This is a genomic window from Pantoea folii, from assembly GCF_056678875.1.
The window spans coordinates 505,768-523,469 of the sequence record NZ_JBWXON010000001.1 but is presented as its reverse complement, the minus strand read 5'-3'; the positions used below and the strand labels follow the sequence as shown (position 1 = coordinate 523,469).

The window sequence follows — 17,702 nt, the reverse complement described above, 5'->3', positions numbered from 1 at the left end:
TGAATGATTAGTTTTCGATTAAGGCATTTAATTTGGTAATGGCACACATGACCGCAGGGCGCGCAGAGACGGCGGCATACCAGCGACTGAGGTTGGGAAGCGTTTCAAAGCTGACGCCAGCGAACTCGCGTCGCCACATCCAGCCGAAATGCGCAATATCCGCGATGGTGTATTCATCCCCTGCTAGCCACGCCGTTTTTTCTAATTGACGTTCCAGCAGGCTGGTGACTCGATTGGCTTCAGTGCTAAAGCGCTGCTGCGCCAATGGTTGAGGTTCACTCGTCAGGCGGGTAAAAAATCCGGCTTGTCCATAAGCGGGGCTTAGCCCTGAGGCGTGGAAGAAAAGCTGCTCAAACACTCTGGCGCGAGTCAGTCCGTTTGCAGGCAACAAACTCCCGTGCTTTTCGGCCAGGTAAACCAAAATGGCAGCAGACTCACTTAGCACTGCACCGTTGTCGCTATCCACCAGCACCGGCACTTTGCCGTTCGGATTTAACTCTAAGAAATCTGCTTCCTGCTGTTCACCCTGGCGGATGTTTACGGCACGCAGGTGCCATGGTTGTGCGAGCTCTTCCAGCAAGATGGCGGGTTTAATACTGTTTGGAGTAGCAAAGGCATAAAGTTCGTACATCATCCGGCTCCTTAGTGACAGTTTAGCTGGGCAGTGACATTTGCCCGCTGTTGTTGATAAGGAGTATCTGCTAAGGTCGGTGGGTAATGGCAGAGGGCCAAAAACCATAATTGCTATTCCCAGGAGGAATACCATGGATCGCTTTCAGGCGATGCAGATGTATGTGCAGGTAGTTGATGCGGGGTCGTTTTCGGCAGCAGCGCGCATTTTGGATATCGGGCAACCGGCGGTATCAAAGACTATCGCCCAGTTGGAAAAGCATCTGGATGTACGTTTACTGCTGCGCACCACGCATGGACTCACGCCCACTGAAGCAGGGCTGCGATTTTATGAGCGTGTACGCATTACGCTGCAGCAGGCAGATGAAGCGGAGATGGCGGCGCGAGGTGCGGACAAAGGGCTTACCGGTATTCTGCGCGTGGCGGCAGCTCCGACTTTTGCCCGATTACATGTGATTCCACATCTTGCCCAATTTATGGAGCAGCACCCGCAACTCAAGGTGGACATTCGGCTCGACGATCGCCCCATCGATCTGATTGCCGAAGGGATCGATATTTGCCTGCGCATGGGCACATTGCAGGATTCCGGCGCGGTGGCGCGCAAAATTGCCACCTCACGACGTTCTGTATTGGCCACCACCGACTATCTGACGCGCCATGGTTATCCGCAGCATCCCCATGACCTCAGCCAGCATGAAGCGCTGATTTTTAGCCAACTCAATGATTCCTGGCAGTTTAAGCGCGCAGCTGAAGTCGAAAATGTTGTCCTGAACGGGCGACTTCATCTCAGTGCAGCGGAGGGGATTCGCACTGCCGTGCTGGCGCATATGGGCATCACGGTGGCATCAGATTGGATGTTTTCCCAGGAGATAGCTGACGGTAGCGTCGAGCGTCTGGTCAGCGATTGGGCTTTGCCAGATATTGACCTGTGGGCCGTTTTTCCTGGTGGACGCATGGCGACGGCAAAAGCACGTCAGTTTGCCGCATTTGTTGAACGCGTCATGACTGACTAATCCAGATTCTCCGCTGTCACAATGCGCAGTTCAACGCGGCCGTCCTGATACAGATCGGGTTCAAAGCCCTGTTCCAGATGCCGTATCAGCAGGTCAGTGGCCAGCACGGCGTGCTGACGGGCGTTTTGATCCAGCGTGTAGGAGAGCGCGCCACTTTGCAGCAGATCTTTCGTCACATCATACAATTCGTGGGTGATGTAGCAGCAGCGGCCCAGCAACTGGTGTTGCTGCAATACAGCACTGATATCGCTGTTGTTGTCGCCAGAGTTATACAAACCGACCACATTTCTTGATCGCTGTAAAGTGTGATTCAGCAGCGTTCGGATTTTGTGCCGTTCATCTTCCCCCGCCAATACTTCACGCAACTGTAGCCAGGGGGCGCGTTGGGTGATGGCATCACGAAAACCTGAAATACGTTGAATATGTGCGCTGAAATCAAAACGCCCGCTAACCATGATCACGTCACCCTTGTGGGGCATAGTCTGGCTCATTAATAAGCCTGCGGTACGCCCAGCCTGATATTGATTTATTCCAACATGGCAGAATCGATGCGAATCGGGTAAATCAGAAACCAGTGAAACCACCGGCACACCTTTATCTTTGCACCAGGTTAAGGCTTCATGAATAACGGGATAATCGTGCCCATAAACAATAATACCGTCGCGCAACTCACCGCTTTTTTTTATCTTTTCCGCCAGTTTTTCCGGTGGGTTTTCACTCACCAGCGTACGAAATAATTTTATTTTACGATAACCCAGTCGATCGGCAATGTTGGCAAATTCATCGGCTAACTGCTGAAAAAACCAGGTGCCATTACTGCTCAGGAATACCTCAATCTGCCAGGGATGCTGCGTGTCATCCGGCAGTAAACGCTGTAACCCGGCCTGACGCGCGGCGCGCAACACTTTGCGTACCGTTTCCGGACGAACCCCGCCACGCTCATTCAGCACCCGGTCAACCGTGGCGATCCCAACCCCGGCCAGTTCAGCCACTTTAATCAGGGTGAGTTTTTTCATTTGTTTCTGAGCCCCAGTAAAATTCATGTTCACTATTTCAACTACGCAGAGTGCGCATCAGGTCACAGCCTGGCGTCTATTTTCCCCGTATTATGCGCAACGTTTCGTGACTGGCAAGATGTTAAATGTTGCGAGACGAAACCACACTCTACATCGTCCAGTCCGGCTTATTAAAAACTTCAATGATGGGAAACCATCAACAAAAACCTTTCAAAGAGAAGGGGGAGTCATTACTCTTTGCTGCGTTGTTAATATTTAATTAATTACGTGATTTGAATGTAAAAACTTACCTCAGTATTTATCTAATAAAAGCCCACCGGGCAGCGTCATTATTTATCCAATAAACCTTATTTATATGGCTCAATGCCAGGCACAAATACGTCTGTTATTTGACCTGGTTTGCAATGTGAAAGCAGGGAAAACATGAAACGCAGAGAATTTCTCACTTCCATCACCGCATTGGGAGTGGCTTCCACGATCCCGACATTGGCGCAGGCCGATGAGGTGAAGGGTGGCCAGCCCTGGGAACCCGGCAAAATCCAAACGCCGCCCGCACCGCCGAGAAAAGGGGGGCTGCAATATCTCACTCAGCATGAATTTGACACGGTAGGCGCCATCGCTGAACGGTTTATCCCAGCGGATGAAACCAGCCTGAGTGGCAAAGAGGCAGGGTGCGCCATCTTTATCGACCGCCAACTCGCGGGTGATTACGGAAACGCAGTGGCGATCTATCGCCTTGGCAAATTCGTGAAGGGCACGCCAGAGCAGGGACCGCAATCCTCGCTCACTCCGGCGCAACGTTATCGCTTAGGGATTGCCGCACTGGATAAGGCGATCCAGCAGCAGTTCGGCAAAAGCTTCCTCGCACTGAGCGGCGATCAGCAGGATCAGGTTCTGACGGCGATGGAAAATAACCGCCTCGATCTGGGGGAAGAGGTCGAAACCAAAGTGTTCTTTGAGCTGCTGCTGCAGAACGTGCGAGAAGGGTTCCTGGCTGACCCGATTTACGGGGGCAACAAAGACATGACCAGCTGGAAAATGATTGGCTTCCCTGGCGCTCGCTACGACTTCCGCGATCTGCTGCCGAAAAAAGGACAGAAGCTCAACATCATTCCTACCAGCCTGATTGATAACACCCTTTAATTTGTTTGCTGAGCAATAAACTATGAATAACGTCCGTCCAAAAGCTGATGTCGCCATCGTCGGCCTGGGGTGGTGTGGCTCTTTGATCGCCGAAGAGCTGACCCGCGCTGGTCTGAATGTCGTTGCCATTGAACGTGGCCCGTGGTTTGAAACCGCGACAGATTTTCCCCCCTCGGTCGATACCGATGAACTGCGCTGGGATACGCGCCGCAGTATGCTGCTGCCGCCCGCCGTCGAAACCACCACTTTCCGTAATAACACCACGCAAACGGCCCTGCCAACTCGCGAGTGGAACCTGAATGAGCTGGGTTACAACGTGGGAGGCTCGGGCACCCACTGGGCTGGGATGGCATGGCGTTTTACGCCGTTCGATTTCGAGCCTTACAGCCAGACAGTGAAGCGTTATGGAAAACAGCAGATTGCCAAAGGGGTGATTCTGCAAGACTGGGGAGTGACTTACGACGAGCTGGAACCGTTTTACGATCGCTTTGAAAAGATCGCCGGCGTGTCAGGCAAGGCCGGTAAGCTGAACGGCGAAGTCATTGAAGGCGGCAACCCTTACGAGGGCAACCGCTCAAGCGAATACCCTTTGCCTGCGCTGGAGAGTATGCGTCTAACGGATATTTTTGCCGAAGGCGCGAAGAAGATCGGCTTGAAACCCTTCATGGTTCCCGCTGGCCAGGCGTCACGCGCTTATGTTAACCCACTGGGTGTGCGTATGGGGCCTTGCACCTATTGCGGCTACTGCCTGTATTACGGCTGCGGTAACTTCTCAAAATCCAGCCCTAACGCCTGTGTCATCCCAGCGTTAATGCAACGTGAGAACTTCACGGTATTAACGGACTCCGCGGTGGTTCGCGTCAATAAAGCGGAAGACGGTAAAACCGCCACCGGCGTGACCTATCTCGATAAGAACAAGAAAGAGTGGGTACAGCCCGCAGACATCGTGATCTTGTCCGCCTTCCAGATGCAAAACGTGCGTCTGCTGCTGCTGTCCAAAATTGGGGTGCCTTATAACCCGGTGACCAAAACCGGTGTGGTAGGACGCGCCTACAGCTTCCAGACGGTATCGGGTGCAGCGATCCACTTCAAAGATGAAAATCTGAATCAGTATATCGGTGCCGGAGCCCTTTCTTCGCAGGTGGACGACTGGAACGGCGATAACTTTGACCATACCGGTCTGGGCTTTATCGGTGGCGCAGGGATTCTGGTCGTGGCGCGTGGCGCGCGTCCTATCGGCAACGCCGATGCACTGCCGCCGGGCTCACCACGCTGGGGTAAAGAGTGGAAGAAGGCTTATACCCACGCGTTCCAGAACACCACCTTCATTTTCGGCCAGGGCACCAGCTTCTCGCACGAAGATTACTATCTTGACCTTGATCCTGAGTACAAGGATGACAACGGCAATGCACTGCTGCGTGTCACCTTCGACTACAACGATAACGATCGCCGTTCAGCGAAATTTATCGAAGAGAAAAGCGTCGAGATCGGTAAAGCCATGGGCGCGGAAATCGTCATCGGCACCAACTCTGCTTCGGGTGCTTACTCGCCGTATAACTTTGCCAGCGACCACACCATTGGCGGTGCGGTGATGGGCAACGATCCGAAAACGTCGGTGCTCAACCGTTATCAGCAGTGTTGGGATGCGCACAACGTGTTTGTGTTGGGGGCGTCTTCCTTCCCAAACAATGCGGGATACAACCCGACGGGCACGATTGGCGCACTGAGTTTGTGGACGGCGAAAGCCATTATCGAGCAGTACCTGAAAAATCCAGGTCCGTTGGTGAAGGTGTGAGATGAAAAAGAGCAAACTCATTGCGGGCGTGGCGGTGATCGCTGCGGCCGTGGCAGCGGGCATGCTGTGGATGAACGGCGATACCTCCGCGGATGATGTCGCCAGCAACAACGTACTCACCAGCCAACCGCCAACGGCGGCAGACAGTGCCGCAATTGAGCGCGGACGTTATGTGGCGATTGCCAGTGACTGCACGGCTTGTCATACCATGCCGGAAAGCAAACTGCCGCTGGCCGGGGGCTACTCCATCAGCACGCCGTTTGGCGGTATTTATGCCAGCAACATCACGCCGGATAGCGAAACCGGTATCGGTAGCTGGACGGAGCGTGATTTCTTCCGCGCAGTCCGTCACGGTAAGGGCAAAGAAGGGGAGCACCTTTATCCTGCGATGCCCTACAACGCTTATGTGAAGCTGACGGATCAGGACATGCACGACCTGTGGATGTACCTGCGCTCGGTTAAGCCAATTCACTATCAGGTGCCGGAAACCAACCTGGGCTTCCCGTATAACATTCGTCTGGCGATGATGGGCTGGAACCTGCTGTTTTTCCGCAACGCAGGTTTCCAGCCAGACAGCAGTAAAAGTGCTGAATGGAACCGAGGCGCTTATCTGGTGGAAGGGCCAGAACACTGTGCCGCCTGCCACACGGCTAAGAACCTGATTGGCGGTGACAGCAGTGATTATCTGCAAGGCGGTAATCTGGGTGAATGGCATGCCCCCGACATCACACCGAACCCGCACACCGGTATCGGAAGTTGGTCTGAGCAACAGGTGGTGGATTACCTCAAGCTCGGCAGTAACCATGTGGCGGTCGCTTCAGGCCCGATGGCGGAAGCTGTGACTAACTCCACGCAGCATCTAACCGACGCTGATTTGCGCGCAATTGCGGTGTATCTCAAGCAAGTGCCTGCATCGACCACGACGTTGCCGCAACCTTTGTCGATGGGCAACGCGCAAATGAAGATGGGTGAAAATGTCTATTCCGCCAACTGCACTGCCTGCCATAACAGCGACGGCAAAGGGATTCCCAACCTCGCGGCGAGCCTGGAGAATAACCCTGGCCTGTTAGCGGATGATGCCTCTTCCATTATCACGACGGTGTTGCAAGGGGGACGCGGCGCGGTAACCGCGGGTAATCCAACCAGCGGTGCGATGCCTTCCTTTGCCTGGAAGCTTTCGGACGAACAGGTGGCAGCCGTGGCAACCTACCTGCGTAACAGCTGGGGCAATGCCGCAAAACCGGTGACACCGGATGAGGTGGCAGACAAGCGAGCCCTGCTGCGCCTGCCTCCGCAGATGGCCGCGCATTAATCAGGTCTGAATCACAGGCCGTCCGGACGGGCGGCCTGAATCATTCCCCAAAACTCCTCCAAAATCCTTCCCCAAAACTCCTCCAAAATTCTTCCCCAAAATGAATTCTTAAATTCTGGCGGATCTGACCTTCCGTTCTGTTAATGCACGAGCGTTGTTCATCTTGCGCTTCGGTCATCGTTGTACAGGTCTGTCAGCGCGTAAATCACACCAAACACCATAGCAATGGGGATTAAAACTGGCTAACTGCCTGAACATCGGGCGGAAAAGTGCTCATATGCACGCTAAATCAATACGGGACATAACCATCATGCCCACGCTGACTATGAGATATCGGAGCGTTTCAGGAGAGGCTAATGCGTCCAGGGAATGGGCAGCACGCAAAGCCTGTCTGGCAGGAGGTCCGCTGTGAGCGAATAACGGACGTTAAAGATTCATACAGTAATGTCTGTATACGGAGAACATACCTTTATGAGAATGTCGCGCTTCACCCGTTATCTTGGAAAAGCACAGCGTAAGTGCGGAGCTCTCGCGTTTGCTGAGGGCCGTCACAACAGCCATCAGCAGCCATAATTGTGCAAGTAGCCACAATTATAATCGTCAGCAACAACCAGCACATCTGAGCGTTTTCGCAATCAGAAGAATGCATGATGCTAATCAGACTAATACCGTTTTGTAGCGTTCAGCCTGTGCCGCAATTTCTTCGTCGGTGATCGTCGCACTACCGCCGGTAATGAAAGGTTTAAGATAACGCATACCCAGATATCCAGAGATGGTTTCAAAGGACAACAGATATTCGCTGACCGTATGTCCGGCTGCACCATCAGGCTGATAGGCAGACTCAGCGCCACCCAGCGAAACGGCCAGCATAAGTTGCTTGTCACGCAGTGCCTGTGTTTCGCCACCATGTGACCAGCCGTAGGTCAGCACATCATCAAGCCACTGCTTGAGCAGTGGCGGCGTGCTGTACCACTGCATCGGGAACTGCAGCACAATACGGTCGCTGTTTTCCAGAGCAGCCTGTTCAGCGGCTACGTCAATTTTGCCGTCCGGATAGAGGTCATACAGATAACGCACTTCAGTATCGGGCAGCGATGCTGCACTTTTTGCAAGCGCCGAGTTAACACGGGAACGATGAATGTCTGGATGAGTAACAACAATTAGGGTTTTCATTTTCTTATCTCTTGTCTTTAAAAAAAGGTTTCGTCAATTTCAAGCCGGGCTAAAGCGGCATTGATATCATCTAATTCAGCGTCACTGAGCTGTACATTTGCGGCATTAAAATTCTCTTCCAGCCGGTGCAATTTGGTTGTTCCCGGAATCGGCACGATATAAGGCTTCTGAGCCAGTTCCCATGCAAGGACAACCTGTGCCGACGTTGCAGTGTTTCTTTCAGCAATGTCCGCGATCAGATTAAGAAGCGCCTGGTTGTTTTCCATTACCTCGGGTTTAAATCGCCCCATCATGCCCCGGTAATCGCCCTCGCCATAGGTTGTGTTCGCGGTCACCTGACCACTCAGGAATCCATTACCCAGCGGGCTGTAGGCCATAAAGCCGATATCGAGTGCGTCGCAGACTGTAAACAGATCCTGCTCAGGCTTACGCCACATCATCGAATATTGATCTTCAACGGCGGTGACCGGGCACACTGCATGGGCCCGCCGGATATAAGACGCGGGCGCATTAGATAATCCCCAGTACTTTATTTTCCCTTCGGCGATTAACTCTTTCATCAATCCTGCGACCACTTCCGGCTCAACCGCGGGATCAACGCGATGCTGATAAAACAGGTCAATATAATCGGTTTTAAGGCGGTCAAGAGAACCTTCCAGCTGCTTTCGGACAGACGCCGGACTACTGTCCAGAACCGGTACCAGCTGACCATCGATATTTTCCATTCCGGTCACGCCGAACTTGGTCGCAATGATGACACTCTCCCTGTGTTTACTGAGAGCAGTACCCAGCAGTTCTTCGTTTTCAAATCCGTAAATAGGGGCCGTGTCGAAAAGGTTGCATCCCAGCTCAATAGCCTTGTCTATCAGCTTTATCCTTTCCTTGATTTCAACTGAATGACCATAGCCATGATCCATGCCCATGCACCCCAGCCCCATCTCTGAGACCTGAAGCCCCTGGCTACCTAACCTTCTCATTTTCATGATTATTTCACTCTTATTTAAGGCGATGATGATTTTGAGTGGTTAAGTATACGGCTGGATTTATTGCTGAAAAATTGTTAATTTCGAAAGTCAGAATTGCTTAAAACACAATAATTATGAATAAACTTGATGCTCTGCGATTTTTTGTTGCCGCTGCGGAAACGATGAATTTTCGCGAAGCGGCGGTCAGGCTGGCCATTTCTCCCTCCGTAGTAACGCGAACAATTGCTGAGCTGGAAAATCAGCTCGGCGAGCCACTCTTCAAGCGGAATACCCGATCGATTGTGCTGACCAGCTTTGGCGAACTTTTCCTGCCAAAGGCTGTGCGCCTTCTTGAAGACTCACAAGCGCTGTTTCAGACGGCCAGAGATGACAATGAGATGAAGGGGATTGTGAGGATCACACTGTTCCGCTTTCCCGGACACGAACAGGTGTTGTTTGAGCTTCTGACTGCGCTTCGCCCCTATCCTGAGCTGTTTATAGACTGGCGGCTGGACATGATGAAGCTGGATTCGGTACAGAACCGTATTGATATGGGGATCCGCATCGAACGCGAGCCAAATCCGAACTTTATTATCAGGCCAATCACGCTCGTTCATCACGCGCTGATGACATCGCCTGAACTCATTGAGAAGCTGGGGGCGCCGGAAAACTTCGAAGATCTGCGCCAGCGCTATCCTTTCAGTGGGCTGCTGAATCCTGAAACCGGCAAAGTATTCGAATATATGCTCGATGGCGTTGATACGTTTGTACCACGCCATCTTGAGTTTTTTACCACCGACTCCCAGTCTGAGATTCAGGCTGCTTTAGTCGGGAAAGCCGTGATCCAGTCAAGTAATCTGGCCTGCAGGGAATATCTGGAAGATGGCAGGCTGGTGAATGTCCTGCCGGAACTGAAACTGGAAACCTGGCAGCTTTATCTTTACCGGCCCTATCAGGCACTTGTACCGCAGCGCATCAGGACCGTTTTTCGCATTCTGGAAGATATTTTACTCCGGCACTTCAGCTGAGTACGTGCCCGGATGCGGCTGGCACCTTCAGACGGCGGCGCCCCTTACCTGGAGCGGTGAGTTTCCGGGAGGGTATAGCCCTTTCCCCGGTAAGTCGCTGCTCCGGGATGCACGCATGCGCCAGACACAGACTTTCGTCTGCACCGGCCGGGAGGTATCAGTTAACGATTTCATCTATCCAGTCTGCAAATGCGCGAACAGCGGGTGACAAAAAACGCTGATGGGGGTAAAGCAATGTGACAGGAACAGACGACGGCTGCCAGTCGGCCAGGACTTCAACCAGCGTTCCTTTCTGCAGATGTTCTGCGACCACATTCTCAGCAAGCTGCGCCAGTCCGAACCCTTCAAGGCACATTTTTATATAGAGTCCCGTCTCGTTAACGGCGGCCTGCCCGCTGACGGAGACAGACAGCGTTTCCGTTCCCTGCACAAAACGCAGTTCGTCCGTGCGCCGGCTCTGGCCGGAAAAATAGTGAATGGCCCGGTGATGCGATAACTCGTCAGGTGACTGCGGAATACCATATGCCCTGAGATAGTCGGGAGAGGCACAGGTGATCCAGCGAAACTGCCCGAGCGGACGGGCAACCAGCGTTGAGTTAAGCAACTCTCCGGTTCTGATTACGCAATCCACCCCCTCCTGAACCAGATCGACCTGCCGATCGCTGACGCCGATCATCAGGTAGATATCAGGATACCGGCTGCAGAACGCTTTCAGATTAGGCATAACAACGAACTGGGCTATTCCTCCGGGCATATCAACGCGCAGACGGCCCCGGGGCCGTCTGTTCGCATCGGCCAGACTGGCTTCCGTATGTTCGATCAGGGCCAGTATTTCTCTGCACTGCGCCAGATACTGCAGGCCTTCGGGGGTCAGACTGACCCGTCTCGTGGTCCGGTTCAGCAGACGCACCTGCAGATATTTCTCCAGATTTTTGATGGTGCTGGTAACCGTCGAGGCAGGCAGGGAGAGTGTTTCCGCTGCCCGCACAAAGCTTCCGGCCTCAGCCACCCTTAAAAAAATCTGCATAGCCTGAATGCGATCCATCTGGCTGCTCTCCTGGATATCCTGTGAAGGTGATAAGCATGATTATTCGTTAATTCTGAATTATGAAAACGCGTTAGTCATCTTTTTCAACTTAATCGGAGGGCGTATCGTTTTCCTGTTCACACATAAAGAGAGGATGACAATGACCGATTACAACAGAGATATTGTTAATAATCAGTACGAAAACCCGCCGGTAACGCTGATTCGCGGGGCCACCATACTGAGTATGGACGAGAATGTAGGAAACCTTGAGCGTGGCGATATTCTTGTCACTGGATCAACGATTACAGCCGTGGGACAGAACCTTGACGCGCCGGGTGCTCACGTCATTGATGCTACAAACATGATCGCCATGCCGGGGATGGTCGACTCTCACCGTCACGCCTGGGAAGGTCAGCTGCGCCGTATCAACCCCAACGCCACCTGTCTGGACGACTACAGCAACGCCACGCACTTTTCGTTCGCTAAGTATTACCGTCCGGAAGATATCTATGTGGGTAACCTTCTGACGGCGCTGGGCGCGATTGACGCGGGCATTACCACAATGATTGATAACTCGCACAACAGCCGGACCGCAGCGCACGCCGATGCCGCCGTTGAGGCCCTGCTTGATGCCGGTATTCGCGCTATCCATGCTTCGGGCGCACCGGTGGCCGGCGAATGGGATAAGGCGCACTGGCCTGGCAACTGGCAGCGCCTGCAGGAAAAATATTTCGCGGACAACCCTGATAGTCTTGTGACGCTGGGCGTCATGGCCCAGCTGGAACCCGAACTGTGGGCTGAGGCGCGCAGGCTGGGGCTGCCGATTGTCACCGAGTTCTTTGGTGCTGAAATGGCCTCCGAGCTTCAATCACTGCATCAGCAGGGTCTGCTCGGTCCGGACAATATCTTCAACCACTGCACCGCCGTACCTGATGAGGGATGGGAGATCCTGCGTGATGCCGGTGTCCGGGTGAATGTCTGCCCGCGCTCAGATTCCCACTATGGTATCGAAAGCGGAATGTTCGCCATTGAAGCCGCCCAGCGTCATGGTATCCATCCTGGCCTTAGCGTGGACAATGAAACCTCTTACAGCACAGACATGTTTATGGAAATGCGCGTGGCGTTCTATCTGCAGCGCGTGATGGGGATGCACAAGCAGCACTGCTGTGATTCAGCGCATTCGCTGACGACGCTTCCGGCTGCGCAACTGCTTAAATCGGCCACCGTCGATGGTGCTTTCTGTGCAGGAATGCAGGACAAAGTAGGCAGCCTGACGCCTGGCAAACAGGCTGATCTGGTGCTGATTAACGCGGCTGATCTCAACCTCTATCCCAACGGAAATGCGTTTGGTACGGTAGTACATGCAACCGAACGCAGCAACATCGACACCGTGATGATCGGCGGGCGCATCGTCAAGCAGAACGGCAAAGTGCTGGGTGTGGACAGTGAGCGCCTCCGCGCCGCTATCGATGAATCCCGCGCGCACCTCTTTGCGGCAGCAGGCTATCAGCCAGACATCTTCGCGGAAAAATTCCTGCCGCTGGTTCAGGCAGACTGACAGAGACGAACAGTATGAGCGCGATTTATTACGTCATTGCTTTTGCAGCAGGACTGGGGATTACGCTTCAGACGACCCTGAACAGTCAGCTCGCAAAAGGGCTCGGCGGGGACCCGGTCACCGCCGCGTTGTTTTCCTTTACAGCCGGGGCGTTCAGCCTCGGAATTTACTCGCTGCTGCGTGGGGGATTATTTAGCTCGCTTGCCGCCATACCTTCGCAGCCTGTGTGGAGCCTGGCGGGTGGACTGATCGGTGCATGTGCATTATTCAGCTACGTCGTGCTCGCACCCAAAATCGGTTTTTCAGCCCTGCTCGGGCTGGCGATTGTCGGACAGCTGCTCTCCTCGCAGGTGATCGACCATTTTGGCCTGCTGGGCGCGGTAAAGCGGCCGGTCTCGCTGCTGAAACTGGGAGGAATGCTGGTCATGCTGGCCGGTCTCGCCATCATGCTTTTCGGCGATCGGCTATCAGCACGTTTTATGCATTAACCAAGCGACATTGGCGGTTACGGATGTTTTCGCAGATATCCGTGACCTTAAATTCAGCCACAACGCAACTTTAACCTCCCCCGGAGAAACAACATGTTTTCAGTAGTAGCCGATGTCAAAAACCTGCTGGGAGAATGCCCTCTGTGGTGTGAAAGAACGCGCAGGCTTTTCTGGACGGATATTGAAGGCAGTGAGCTGCTCGTCTTACAGGAAGAAACTGGCATCGTTATGCGATGGTTTCTGCCAGAACGTCTCGGATCATTTGCCTTTACCAATGAGAAGGATGTTTTACTGATGGGGCTGGCGTCCAGGCTCGCCTTCTTTAATCTTCATACCGGTACGCTTTCTCAGGTGGCAGCATCACCGGGGAGCTCAGGTACCCGTATAGGAGATGGCCGATGCGATCGGGACGGCAATTTCGTCTTCGGGACTATGGATGACGGTTATCACGTAAACATCCCAGGGAAATTTCACAGGCTCAACGCGCAAACGCGCACTGTTGAGACACTTACTCTGCCCTGTGTTGCCATTCCCAACAGCATCTGCTTTAGTCCGGAGGGCGATACAATGTATTACTGTGATTCTATGCAGGGCCGGATAATGTGCTGCGACTATCCTTCTCTGAACAACCAGCGTGTGTTCACCAAAACAGAAGGCACGGGGGCCCCTGACGGATCCTGCGTTGATGCCATGGGCTATCTGTGGAATGCAGAGTGGGGTGGCAATCGTATTGTACGTTACAGTCCGGACGGGTCAGCAGAGCGAATCCTGTCCTCACCCGCAATTCAGAGTACCTGTCCGGTACTGACTGGTGAGACTTTCACTACCCTGGTTTGCACCAGTGCCAGCGTGGGTCTTTCGGCGCCATCAGAATCTGACGGAGCTTTGTTAAAAGCAGAATCTGATGTGCCTCCCGGTTTACCTGAAAGCCGCTTTGCAGGCAAAGTACTCTGATGCATTTCAAAACCGGTGACGTTAGTTCTGGCGGAGCTTAAACGTCACAATGCGATGAAAATGTATGCAGTCATGGGGCGCTTTTTGCTGAATATTTCCATATCCTCCTGCCTGTATCCGGTATTGTATGGTGACTTCATAGCAAGCAGGGTAAGCCGCTCCTCTTCCTGAGGGTGGTAAAATCCTGGCTACACAGCACTTCACTTATTGTTACGGTCATAACTAAACTCTTCATTTTTTTATGCTTATAAAGCTTATTTAAATAGTATTAATATATCAGCGAATTTCGTTTATGGCGCAAAAGTGAATAACATAAAGAGCATTTCAGCTATGAGTAAAAATCATCTCTCTAAGGATTACGAATGACTTTCACTTTGCCAGAATACAGGATTGGCAATAAAATTAAGAAAAAATAAAAATTTTTTCTTCAGTGTCTTACGCCACCCTGAGAGATAATATGAATAAGCATGCCAGTAACACAATGGGATAAAGGTGAGTGATATTTTATCCGGGTATTTAGTAAGTATACGTAAGAAGTTGGCCGGCATTTTTCCAGCTGATTCTGGATACGGGCGCATTATCTGATGAAGGCATATCGGATAACGCCCTCTCGACTATGGCCCCGCCAAGTCGTTGATAAAAAGCTACTGCTTTGGTGTTATCTTCAAACACCCAAAGATAGAGCGGTGATTCCCCATCCCTGTCTTTGACCCATTCGGCAGCGTACCGGAGCAGATGTTTTCCTGCACCTTTACCACGAAGTGAAGAGCTGACATGAAGACTGTCTATATAACAGCCCCATTGAGCGTCATGGTAAAGCTTGACACATATGAATCCTTCAATCTTTCTATTATATTCTGCTACACAAACCATTTCATTATCACTGCAATAGTTAAGTGCTGAGCGCCAGTGCGAAAGACGATCTTCCTGCGCATGGTTTGTAAGGAAAGCTGAAGACATTACTTTAGCGTATGTATCTCTCCATCCGGCGGTATGGATATGTGCGATTGCATCTGCATCACTGCGTTGAGCCAGCCTTATATTAATCACTTTTACCTCTCACAAACGCATATTAGGTTCCAGAGTATCATTAGTCTTTATTTCATGGAACTCTAATGTGTAAGATAAAGAATCTTCGAGCAAGCCATATAAATGCTTGATGTTACGGCAACCAATCACCAAAAGGTAAATTCAGTGTCTGTAAATATTCCGTCTTCATTTCCTGCCCGTCGTTTACGCCGTTCCCGTACGCACGCTTTTAGCCGCCGTCTGGTTGCCGAAAACCATCTGACGGTGGATGACCTGATCCTGCCTGTTTTCATAGTTGAGGGAAAAAACCAGCGTCAGGAAATCGCTTCAATGCCTGGAGTGTTCCGGTTGTCTCTTGACAATCTGCTGTATGATGCTGAATCGTTCGTAAAACTGGGCATTCCTGCTATTGCGCTATTCCCTTCGCTGGAAGCATGCACCAAAACATTATGCGCTGAGGCTGCGTGGGATCCGAGCGGGCTTGTTCCTCAAGCTGTTCGTGCACTTAAAAAGGCCTTCCCTGAGTTAGGTGTCATTACTGATGTTGCTCTTGATGCCTACACCTCACATGGACAGGACGGCATAGTTGATGAAAACGGATATGTCCTTAACGACAAGACGAATGAAATACTGGTTAAACAGGCAATGGCACACGCCATTGCGGGCGCTGATATCGTAGCACCGAGTGACATGATGGACGGACGTATTGGTCAAATAAGACGCGCTTTTGAATCACAATCGTTACATAATGTTCAGATAATGGCCTATTCGGCAAAATACGCTTCAAATTATTATGGGCCTTTCCGTGAAGCCACAAAATCTGCAACTGCACTGGGTAAAGCAAATAAGAAAAACTACCAGATGGATCCAGCAAATGCTATGGAAGCGATGCATGAGATAGCGCAGGATTTACAGGAAGGGGCCGATATGGTGATGGTGAAGCCGGGGCTTCCTTATCTTGATGTCATTTCAGAAGCGAAAAAAAACTTTGCCGTACCTGTCTTCGCCTATCAGGTTTCCGGCGAGTATGCCATGCATATGGCTGCGTTTCAGAACGGCTGGCTTGAGGAAGAAAAAACAATTATTGAATCCCTGATTTGTTTTAAACGCGCCGGAGCTGATGGAATTCTCAGTTACTTTGCCACGCGAGTAGCTAAGTTGATTAATCTCGGGCGTGGGGAGTACTGATCTTGCCTGTTCAGATAAATAGATCGGGTCTATTGAAATAACGTCCGCTGTTGGCACACAGCAGTCCTCGGCGAATCCAAGGACAGCGTTGAACGAAGCGGACACTCAGGTTTGCATGACCATTTCTTAATGGGATGGCGATCTACGCGCTGTTACAACAGTCAGTACAGCGCAGACGACCAGGATTGCAGCACTGGCAAAAAAGGTACTGCGATAACCATTGTGATCGAAAAGCAACCCGCCAGCGGTTGAACCTAATGCGATAGACATCTGCACAACGGCAACAAATAACCCACCACCTGCTTCAGCATCATCCGGGAAGACCCGTGCAATCCAGGCCCACCACCCCACGGGGGCCGAAGTCCCTGCCAGGCCCCAGAGTGCAAGTAGAGCGACGACTAAACCTGTAGAATCGCCGTATTCAATCAGGGCAAGTGCTGTAAAAGCCATCAAGGCCGGAATGACGATTAGCGTCGGATAGAACGCGCGCTGCAGAACCCGACCAATTAATATTGTGCCGATGAAACCCGCCGCCCCTATCACCAGCAGGACAAGGGAAATGTATGTTCCGTGTACGCCAGTAACGGTTTCCAGAAAAGGTCGTATGTAAGTAAAGAGGCCAAACTGCCCCATAAACAGCAGACTGCTTGCCAGCATGCCTGCGACTACACCCGGATATCTGAACAGGGTAAACACCTTAAAAGCACTGGCTACCCCGGGTGCACGTGCGGCAGAGGGCATTGACGGTAGCGCTTTCCATTGCCATGCCAGAGCAATAAGTGAGATCGGAACAAGGCACAGGAAAGCGCCACGCCACCCTATGAGGGCACCAAGCCATGCGCCCATCGGCGCAGCCACAACGGTCGCGAGCGCGTTTCCACCGTTCACCATCGCCAGCGCTCGCGGTATGTCGCGTTTGGGCACCATTCTGATGGCGGTTGCCGCTGACATCGACCAGAAGCCGCCGACCACTATCCCTATAAGCGCACGACCCAACATATAGGTCAGATAGTCAGGCGCGAGCGCAACAGTTCCACCTGAAACACCCATGGCAAAAGTCAGCGCCAGCAACAGCGTTTTACGGTTAAGGCTCCCGGCGAGTGCTGATATAAACAGGCTGGTTAGAACGGCAAACAAGCCAGAAATGGCAATCCCCTGTCCGGTCATGCCTTCGGTAACTTGCAGATCAGATGCCATGGGCGTCAGCAGGCTCACTGGCAGAAACTCGGAACTGATTAGCGCAAAAGCGCAGACTGACATGGCAAAGACACCACTCCAGGATGAGGGAGCTTCATGTGATGTTGCAGTGCCTTCAGAGGCCTCTGATAGAGCTGAATTCATAGGATAATCTTCATATTTTAAAAATGGGCGACCGCGCACTGA

At 52.2% G+C, this 17,702-nt stretch carries 16 protein-coding genes; 9 read left to right on the top strand and 7 right to left on the bottom strand.

What is annotated here, in order from left to right; translation table 11 throughout:
* Positions 1 to 7 precede the first annotated feature (7 nt).
* Positions 8 to 634, bottom strand: coding sequence for a glutathione S-transferase family protein (locus AC1MDE_RS02565; protein WP_236699742.1), 627 nt, complete (start codon positions 632 to 634; stop codon positions 8 to 10).
* A 130-nt stretch (positions 635 to 764) separates the two neighbouring features.
* Between AC1MDE_RS02565 and AC1MDE_RS02560 the strand changes: the two genes are divergently transcribed.
* Positions 765 to 1,643, top strand: a complete 879-nt coding sequence (locus tag AC1MDE_RS02560; protein ID WP_479401722.1) for a LysR substrate-binding domain-containing protein — start codon at positions 765 to 767, stop codon at positions 1,641 to 1,643.
* Here the strand turns inward: AC1MDE_RS02560 and AC1MDE_RS02555 are convergent.
* A complete protein-coding gene (locus AC1MDE_RS02555; RefSeq protein WP_479401721.1) occupies positions 1,640 to 2,659 on the bottom strand; it encodes a LacI family DNA-binding transcriptional regulator in 1,020 nt (339 codons plus the stop codon). The genes AC1MDE_RS02560 and AC1MDE_RS02555 overlap by 4 nt on opposite strands.
* 423 nt (positions 2,660 to 3,082) lie before the next feature.
* On the opposite strand from AC1MDE_RS02555, the gene AC1MDE_RS02550 reads away from it, so the two are divergent.
* The 3 genes from AC1MDE_RS02550 to AC1MDE_RS02540 are packed head-to-tail and all read left to right on the top strand — an operon-like array spanning position 3,083 to position 6,909.
* Complete coding sequence (locus AC1MDE_RS02550; protein WP_058960730.1) at positions 3,083 to 3,802, top strand: gluconate 2-dehydrogenase subunit 3 family protein; 720 nt, start codon at positions 3,083 to 3,085, stop codon at positions 3,800 to 3,802.
* A 22-nt stretch (positions 3,803 to 3,824) separates the two neighbouring features.
* Entirely contained in the window at positions 3,825 to 5,597 is a 1,773-nt protein-coding gene (locus AC1MDE_RS02545; RefSeq protein ID WP_058960729.1) for a GMC family oxidoreductase, read from the top strand.
* A 1-nt stretch (position 5,598) separates the two neighbouring features.
* Positions 5,599 to 6,909: a c-type cytochrome gene (locus AC1MDE_RS02540; protein ID WP_480344195.1), complete on the top strand. Its 1,311-nt coding sequence runs from the start codon at positions 5,599 to 5,601 to the stop codon at positions 6,907 to 6,909.
* A 657-nt stretch (positions 6,910 to 7,566) separates the two neighbouring features.
* On the opposite strand, the gene AC1MDE_RS02535 is transcribed toward AC1MDE_RS02540, so the two are convergent.
* Together AC1MDE_RS02535 and AC1MDE_RS02530 are read right to left on the bottom strand one after the other, a co-directional pair.
* Entirely contained in the window at positions 7,567 to 8,082 is a 516-nt protein-coding gene (locus tag AC1MDE_RS02535; RefSeq protein WP_480344194.1) for an NAD(P)H-dependent oxidoreductase, read from the bottom strand.
* 17 nt (positions 8,083 to 8,099) lie between these two features.
* Positions 8,100 to 9,065: an aldo/keto reductase gene (locus AC1MDE_RS02530; protein ID WP_480344193.1), complete on the bottom strand. Its 966-nt coding sequence runs from the start codon at positions 9,063 to 9,065 to the stop codon at positions 8,100 to 8,102.
* Positions 9,066 to 9,181: 116 nt separating this feature from the next.
* On the opposite strand from AC1MDE_RS02530, the gene AC1MDE_RS02525 reads away from it, so the two are divergent.
* Positions 9,182 to 10,075, top strand: a complete 894-nt coding sequence (locus AC1MDE_RS02525; RefSeq protein WP_480344192.1) for a LysR family transcriptional regulator — start codon at positions 9,182 to 9,184, stop codon at positions 10,073 to 10,075.
* 157 nt (positions 10,076 to 10,232) lie between these two features.
* Here the strand turns inward: AC1MDE_RS02525 and AC1MDE_RS02520 are convergent, their stop codons facing one another.
* A complete protein-coding gene (locus AC1MDE_RS02520; protein ID WP_161736118.1) occupies positions 10,233 to 11,120 on the bottom strand; it encodes a LysR family transcriptional regulator in 888 nt (295 codons plus the stop codon).
* 142 nt (positions 11,121 to 11,262) lie between these two features.
* On the opposite strand from AC1MDE_RS02520, the gene AC1MDE_RS02515 reads away from it, so the two are divergent.
* The 3 genes from AC1MDE_RS02515 to AC1MDE_RS02505 all read left to right on the top strand — a co-directional run bounded on the left by AC1MDE_RS02515 (position 11,263) and on the right by AC1MDE_RS02505 (position 14,102).
* Positions 11,263 to 12,660 (top strand): amidohydrolase family protein, encoded by a 1,398-nt coding sequence (locus AC1MDE_RS02515; RefSeq protein ID WP_288474198.1) that lies wholly within the window; start codon positions 11,263 to 11,265, stop codon positions 12,658 to 12,660.
* A gap of 14 nt (positions 12,661 to 12,674) precedes the next feature.
* On the top strand, positions 12,675 to 13,148 hold the full coding sequence (locus AC1MDE_RS02510; protein ID WP_480344191.1) for a DMT family transporter: 474 nt from the start codon (positions 12,675 to 12,677) through the stop codon (positions 13,146 to 13,148).
* 93 nt (positions 13,149 to 13,241) lie between these two features.
* Positions 13,242 to 14,102 (top strand): SMP-30/gluconolactonase/LRE family protein, encoded by an 861-nt coding sequence (locus AC1MDE_RS02505; RefSeq protein ID WP_480344190.1) that lies wholly within the window; start codon positions 13,242 to 13,244, stop codon positions 14,100 to 14,102.
* Between the two features lie 516 nt (positions 14,103 to 14,618).
* Here AC1MDE_RS02505 and AC1MDE_RS02500 read toward each other — a convergent pair.
* On the bottom strand, positions 14,619 to 15,152 hold the full coding sequence (locus AC1MDE_RS02500) for an N-acetyltransferase family protein (protein WP_480344189.1): 534 nt from the start codon (positions 15,150 to 15,152) through the stop codon (positions 14,619 to 14,621).
* 144 nt (positions 15,153 to 15,296) lie between these two features.
* Here AC1MDE_RS02500 and hemB point away from each other — a divergent pair, with 144 nt between their 5' ends.
* Complete coding sequence (gene hemB, locus AC1MDE_RS02495) at positions 15,297 to 16,319, top strand: porphobilinogen synthase (RefSeq protein WP_480344188.1); 1,023 nt, start codon at positions 15,297 to 15,299, stop codon at positions 16,317 to 16,319.
* Between the two features lie 126 nt (positions 16,320 to 16,445).
* Here the strand turns inward: hemB and AC1MDE_RS02490 are convergent, their stop codons facing one another.
* Positions 16,446 to 17,660 carry an MFS transporter gene (locus AC1MDE_RS02490; RefSeq protein ID WP_479400384.1) on the bottom strand — a complete coding sequence of 405 codons (1,215 nt, stop codon included), beginning with the start codon at positions 17,658 to 17,660 and terminating at the stop codon, positions 16,446 to 16,448.
* Positions 17,661 to 17,702 lie beyond the last annotated feature (42 nt).

Coding starts and splice junctions, on each gene's coding strand:
- AC1MDE_RS02530 (WP_480344193.1), bottom strand. CDS start 9,065: ATGAAAATGAGAAGGTTAGGTAGCCAGGGGCTTCAGGTCTCAGAGATG.
- AC1MDE_RS02545 (WP_058960729.1), top strand. CDS start 3,825: ATGAATAACGTCCGTCCAAAAGCTGATGTCGCCATCGTCGGCCTGGGG.
- AC1MDE_RS02540 (WP_480344195.1), top strand. CDS start 5,599: ATGAAAAAGAGCAAACTCATTGCGGGCGTGGCGGTGATCGCTGCGGCC.
- AC1MDE_RS02505 (WP_480344190.1), top strand. CDS start 13,242: ATGTTTTCAGTAGTAGCCGATGTCAAAAACCTGCTGGGAGAATGCCCT.
- AC1MDE_RS02555 (WP_479401721.1), bottom strand. CDS start 2,659: ATGAAAAAACTCACCCTGATTAAAGTGGCTGAACTGGCCGGGGTTGGG.
- AC1MDE_RS02520 (WP_161736118.1), bottom strand. CDS start 11,120: ATGGATCGCATTCAGGCTATGCAGATTTTTTTAAGGGTGGCTGAGGCC.
- AC1MDE_RS02525 (WP_480344192.1), top strand. CDS start 9,182: ATGAATAAACTTGATGCTCTGCGATTTTTTGTTGCCGCTGCGGAAACG.
- AC1MDE_RS02490 (WP_479400384.1), bottom strand. CDS start 17,660: ATGAATTCAGCTCTATCAGAGGCCTCTGAAGGCACTGCAACATCACAT.
- AC1MDE_RS02535 (WP_480344194.1), bottom strand. CDS start 8,082: ATGAAAACCCTAATTGTTGTTACTCATCCAGACATTCATCGTTCCCGT.
- AC1MDE_RS02515 (WP_288474198.1), top strand. CDS start 11,263: ATGACCGATTACAACAGAGATATTGTTAATAATCAGTACGAAAACCCG.
- AC1MDE_RS02565 (WP_236699742.1), bottom strand. CDS start 634: ATGATGTACGAACTTTATGCCTTTGCTACTCCAAACAGTATTAAACCC.
- AC1MDE_RS02560 (WP_479401722.1), top strand. CDS start 765: ATGGATCGCTTTCAGGCGATGCAGATGTATGTGCAGGTAGTTGATGCG.
- AC1MDE_RS02550 (WP_058960730.1), top strand. CDS start 3,083: ATGAAACGCAGAGAATTTCTCACTTCCATCACCGCATTGGGAGTGGCT.
- AC1MDE_RS02510 (WP_480344191.1), top strand. CDS start 12,675: ATGAGCGCGATTTATTACGTCATTGCTTTTGCAGCAGGACTGGGGATT.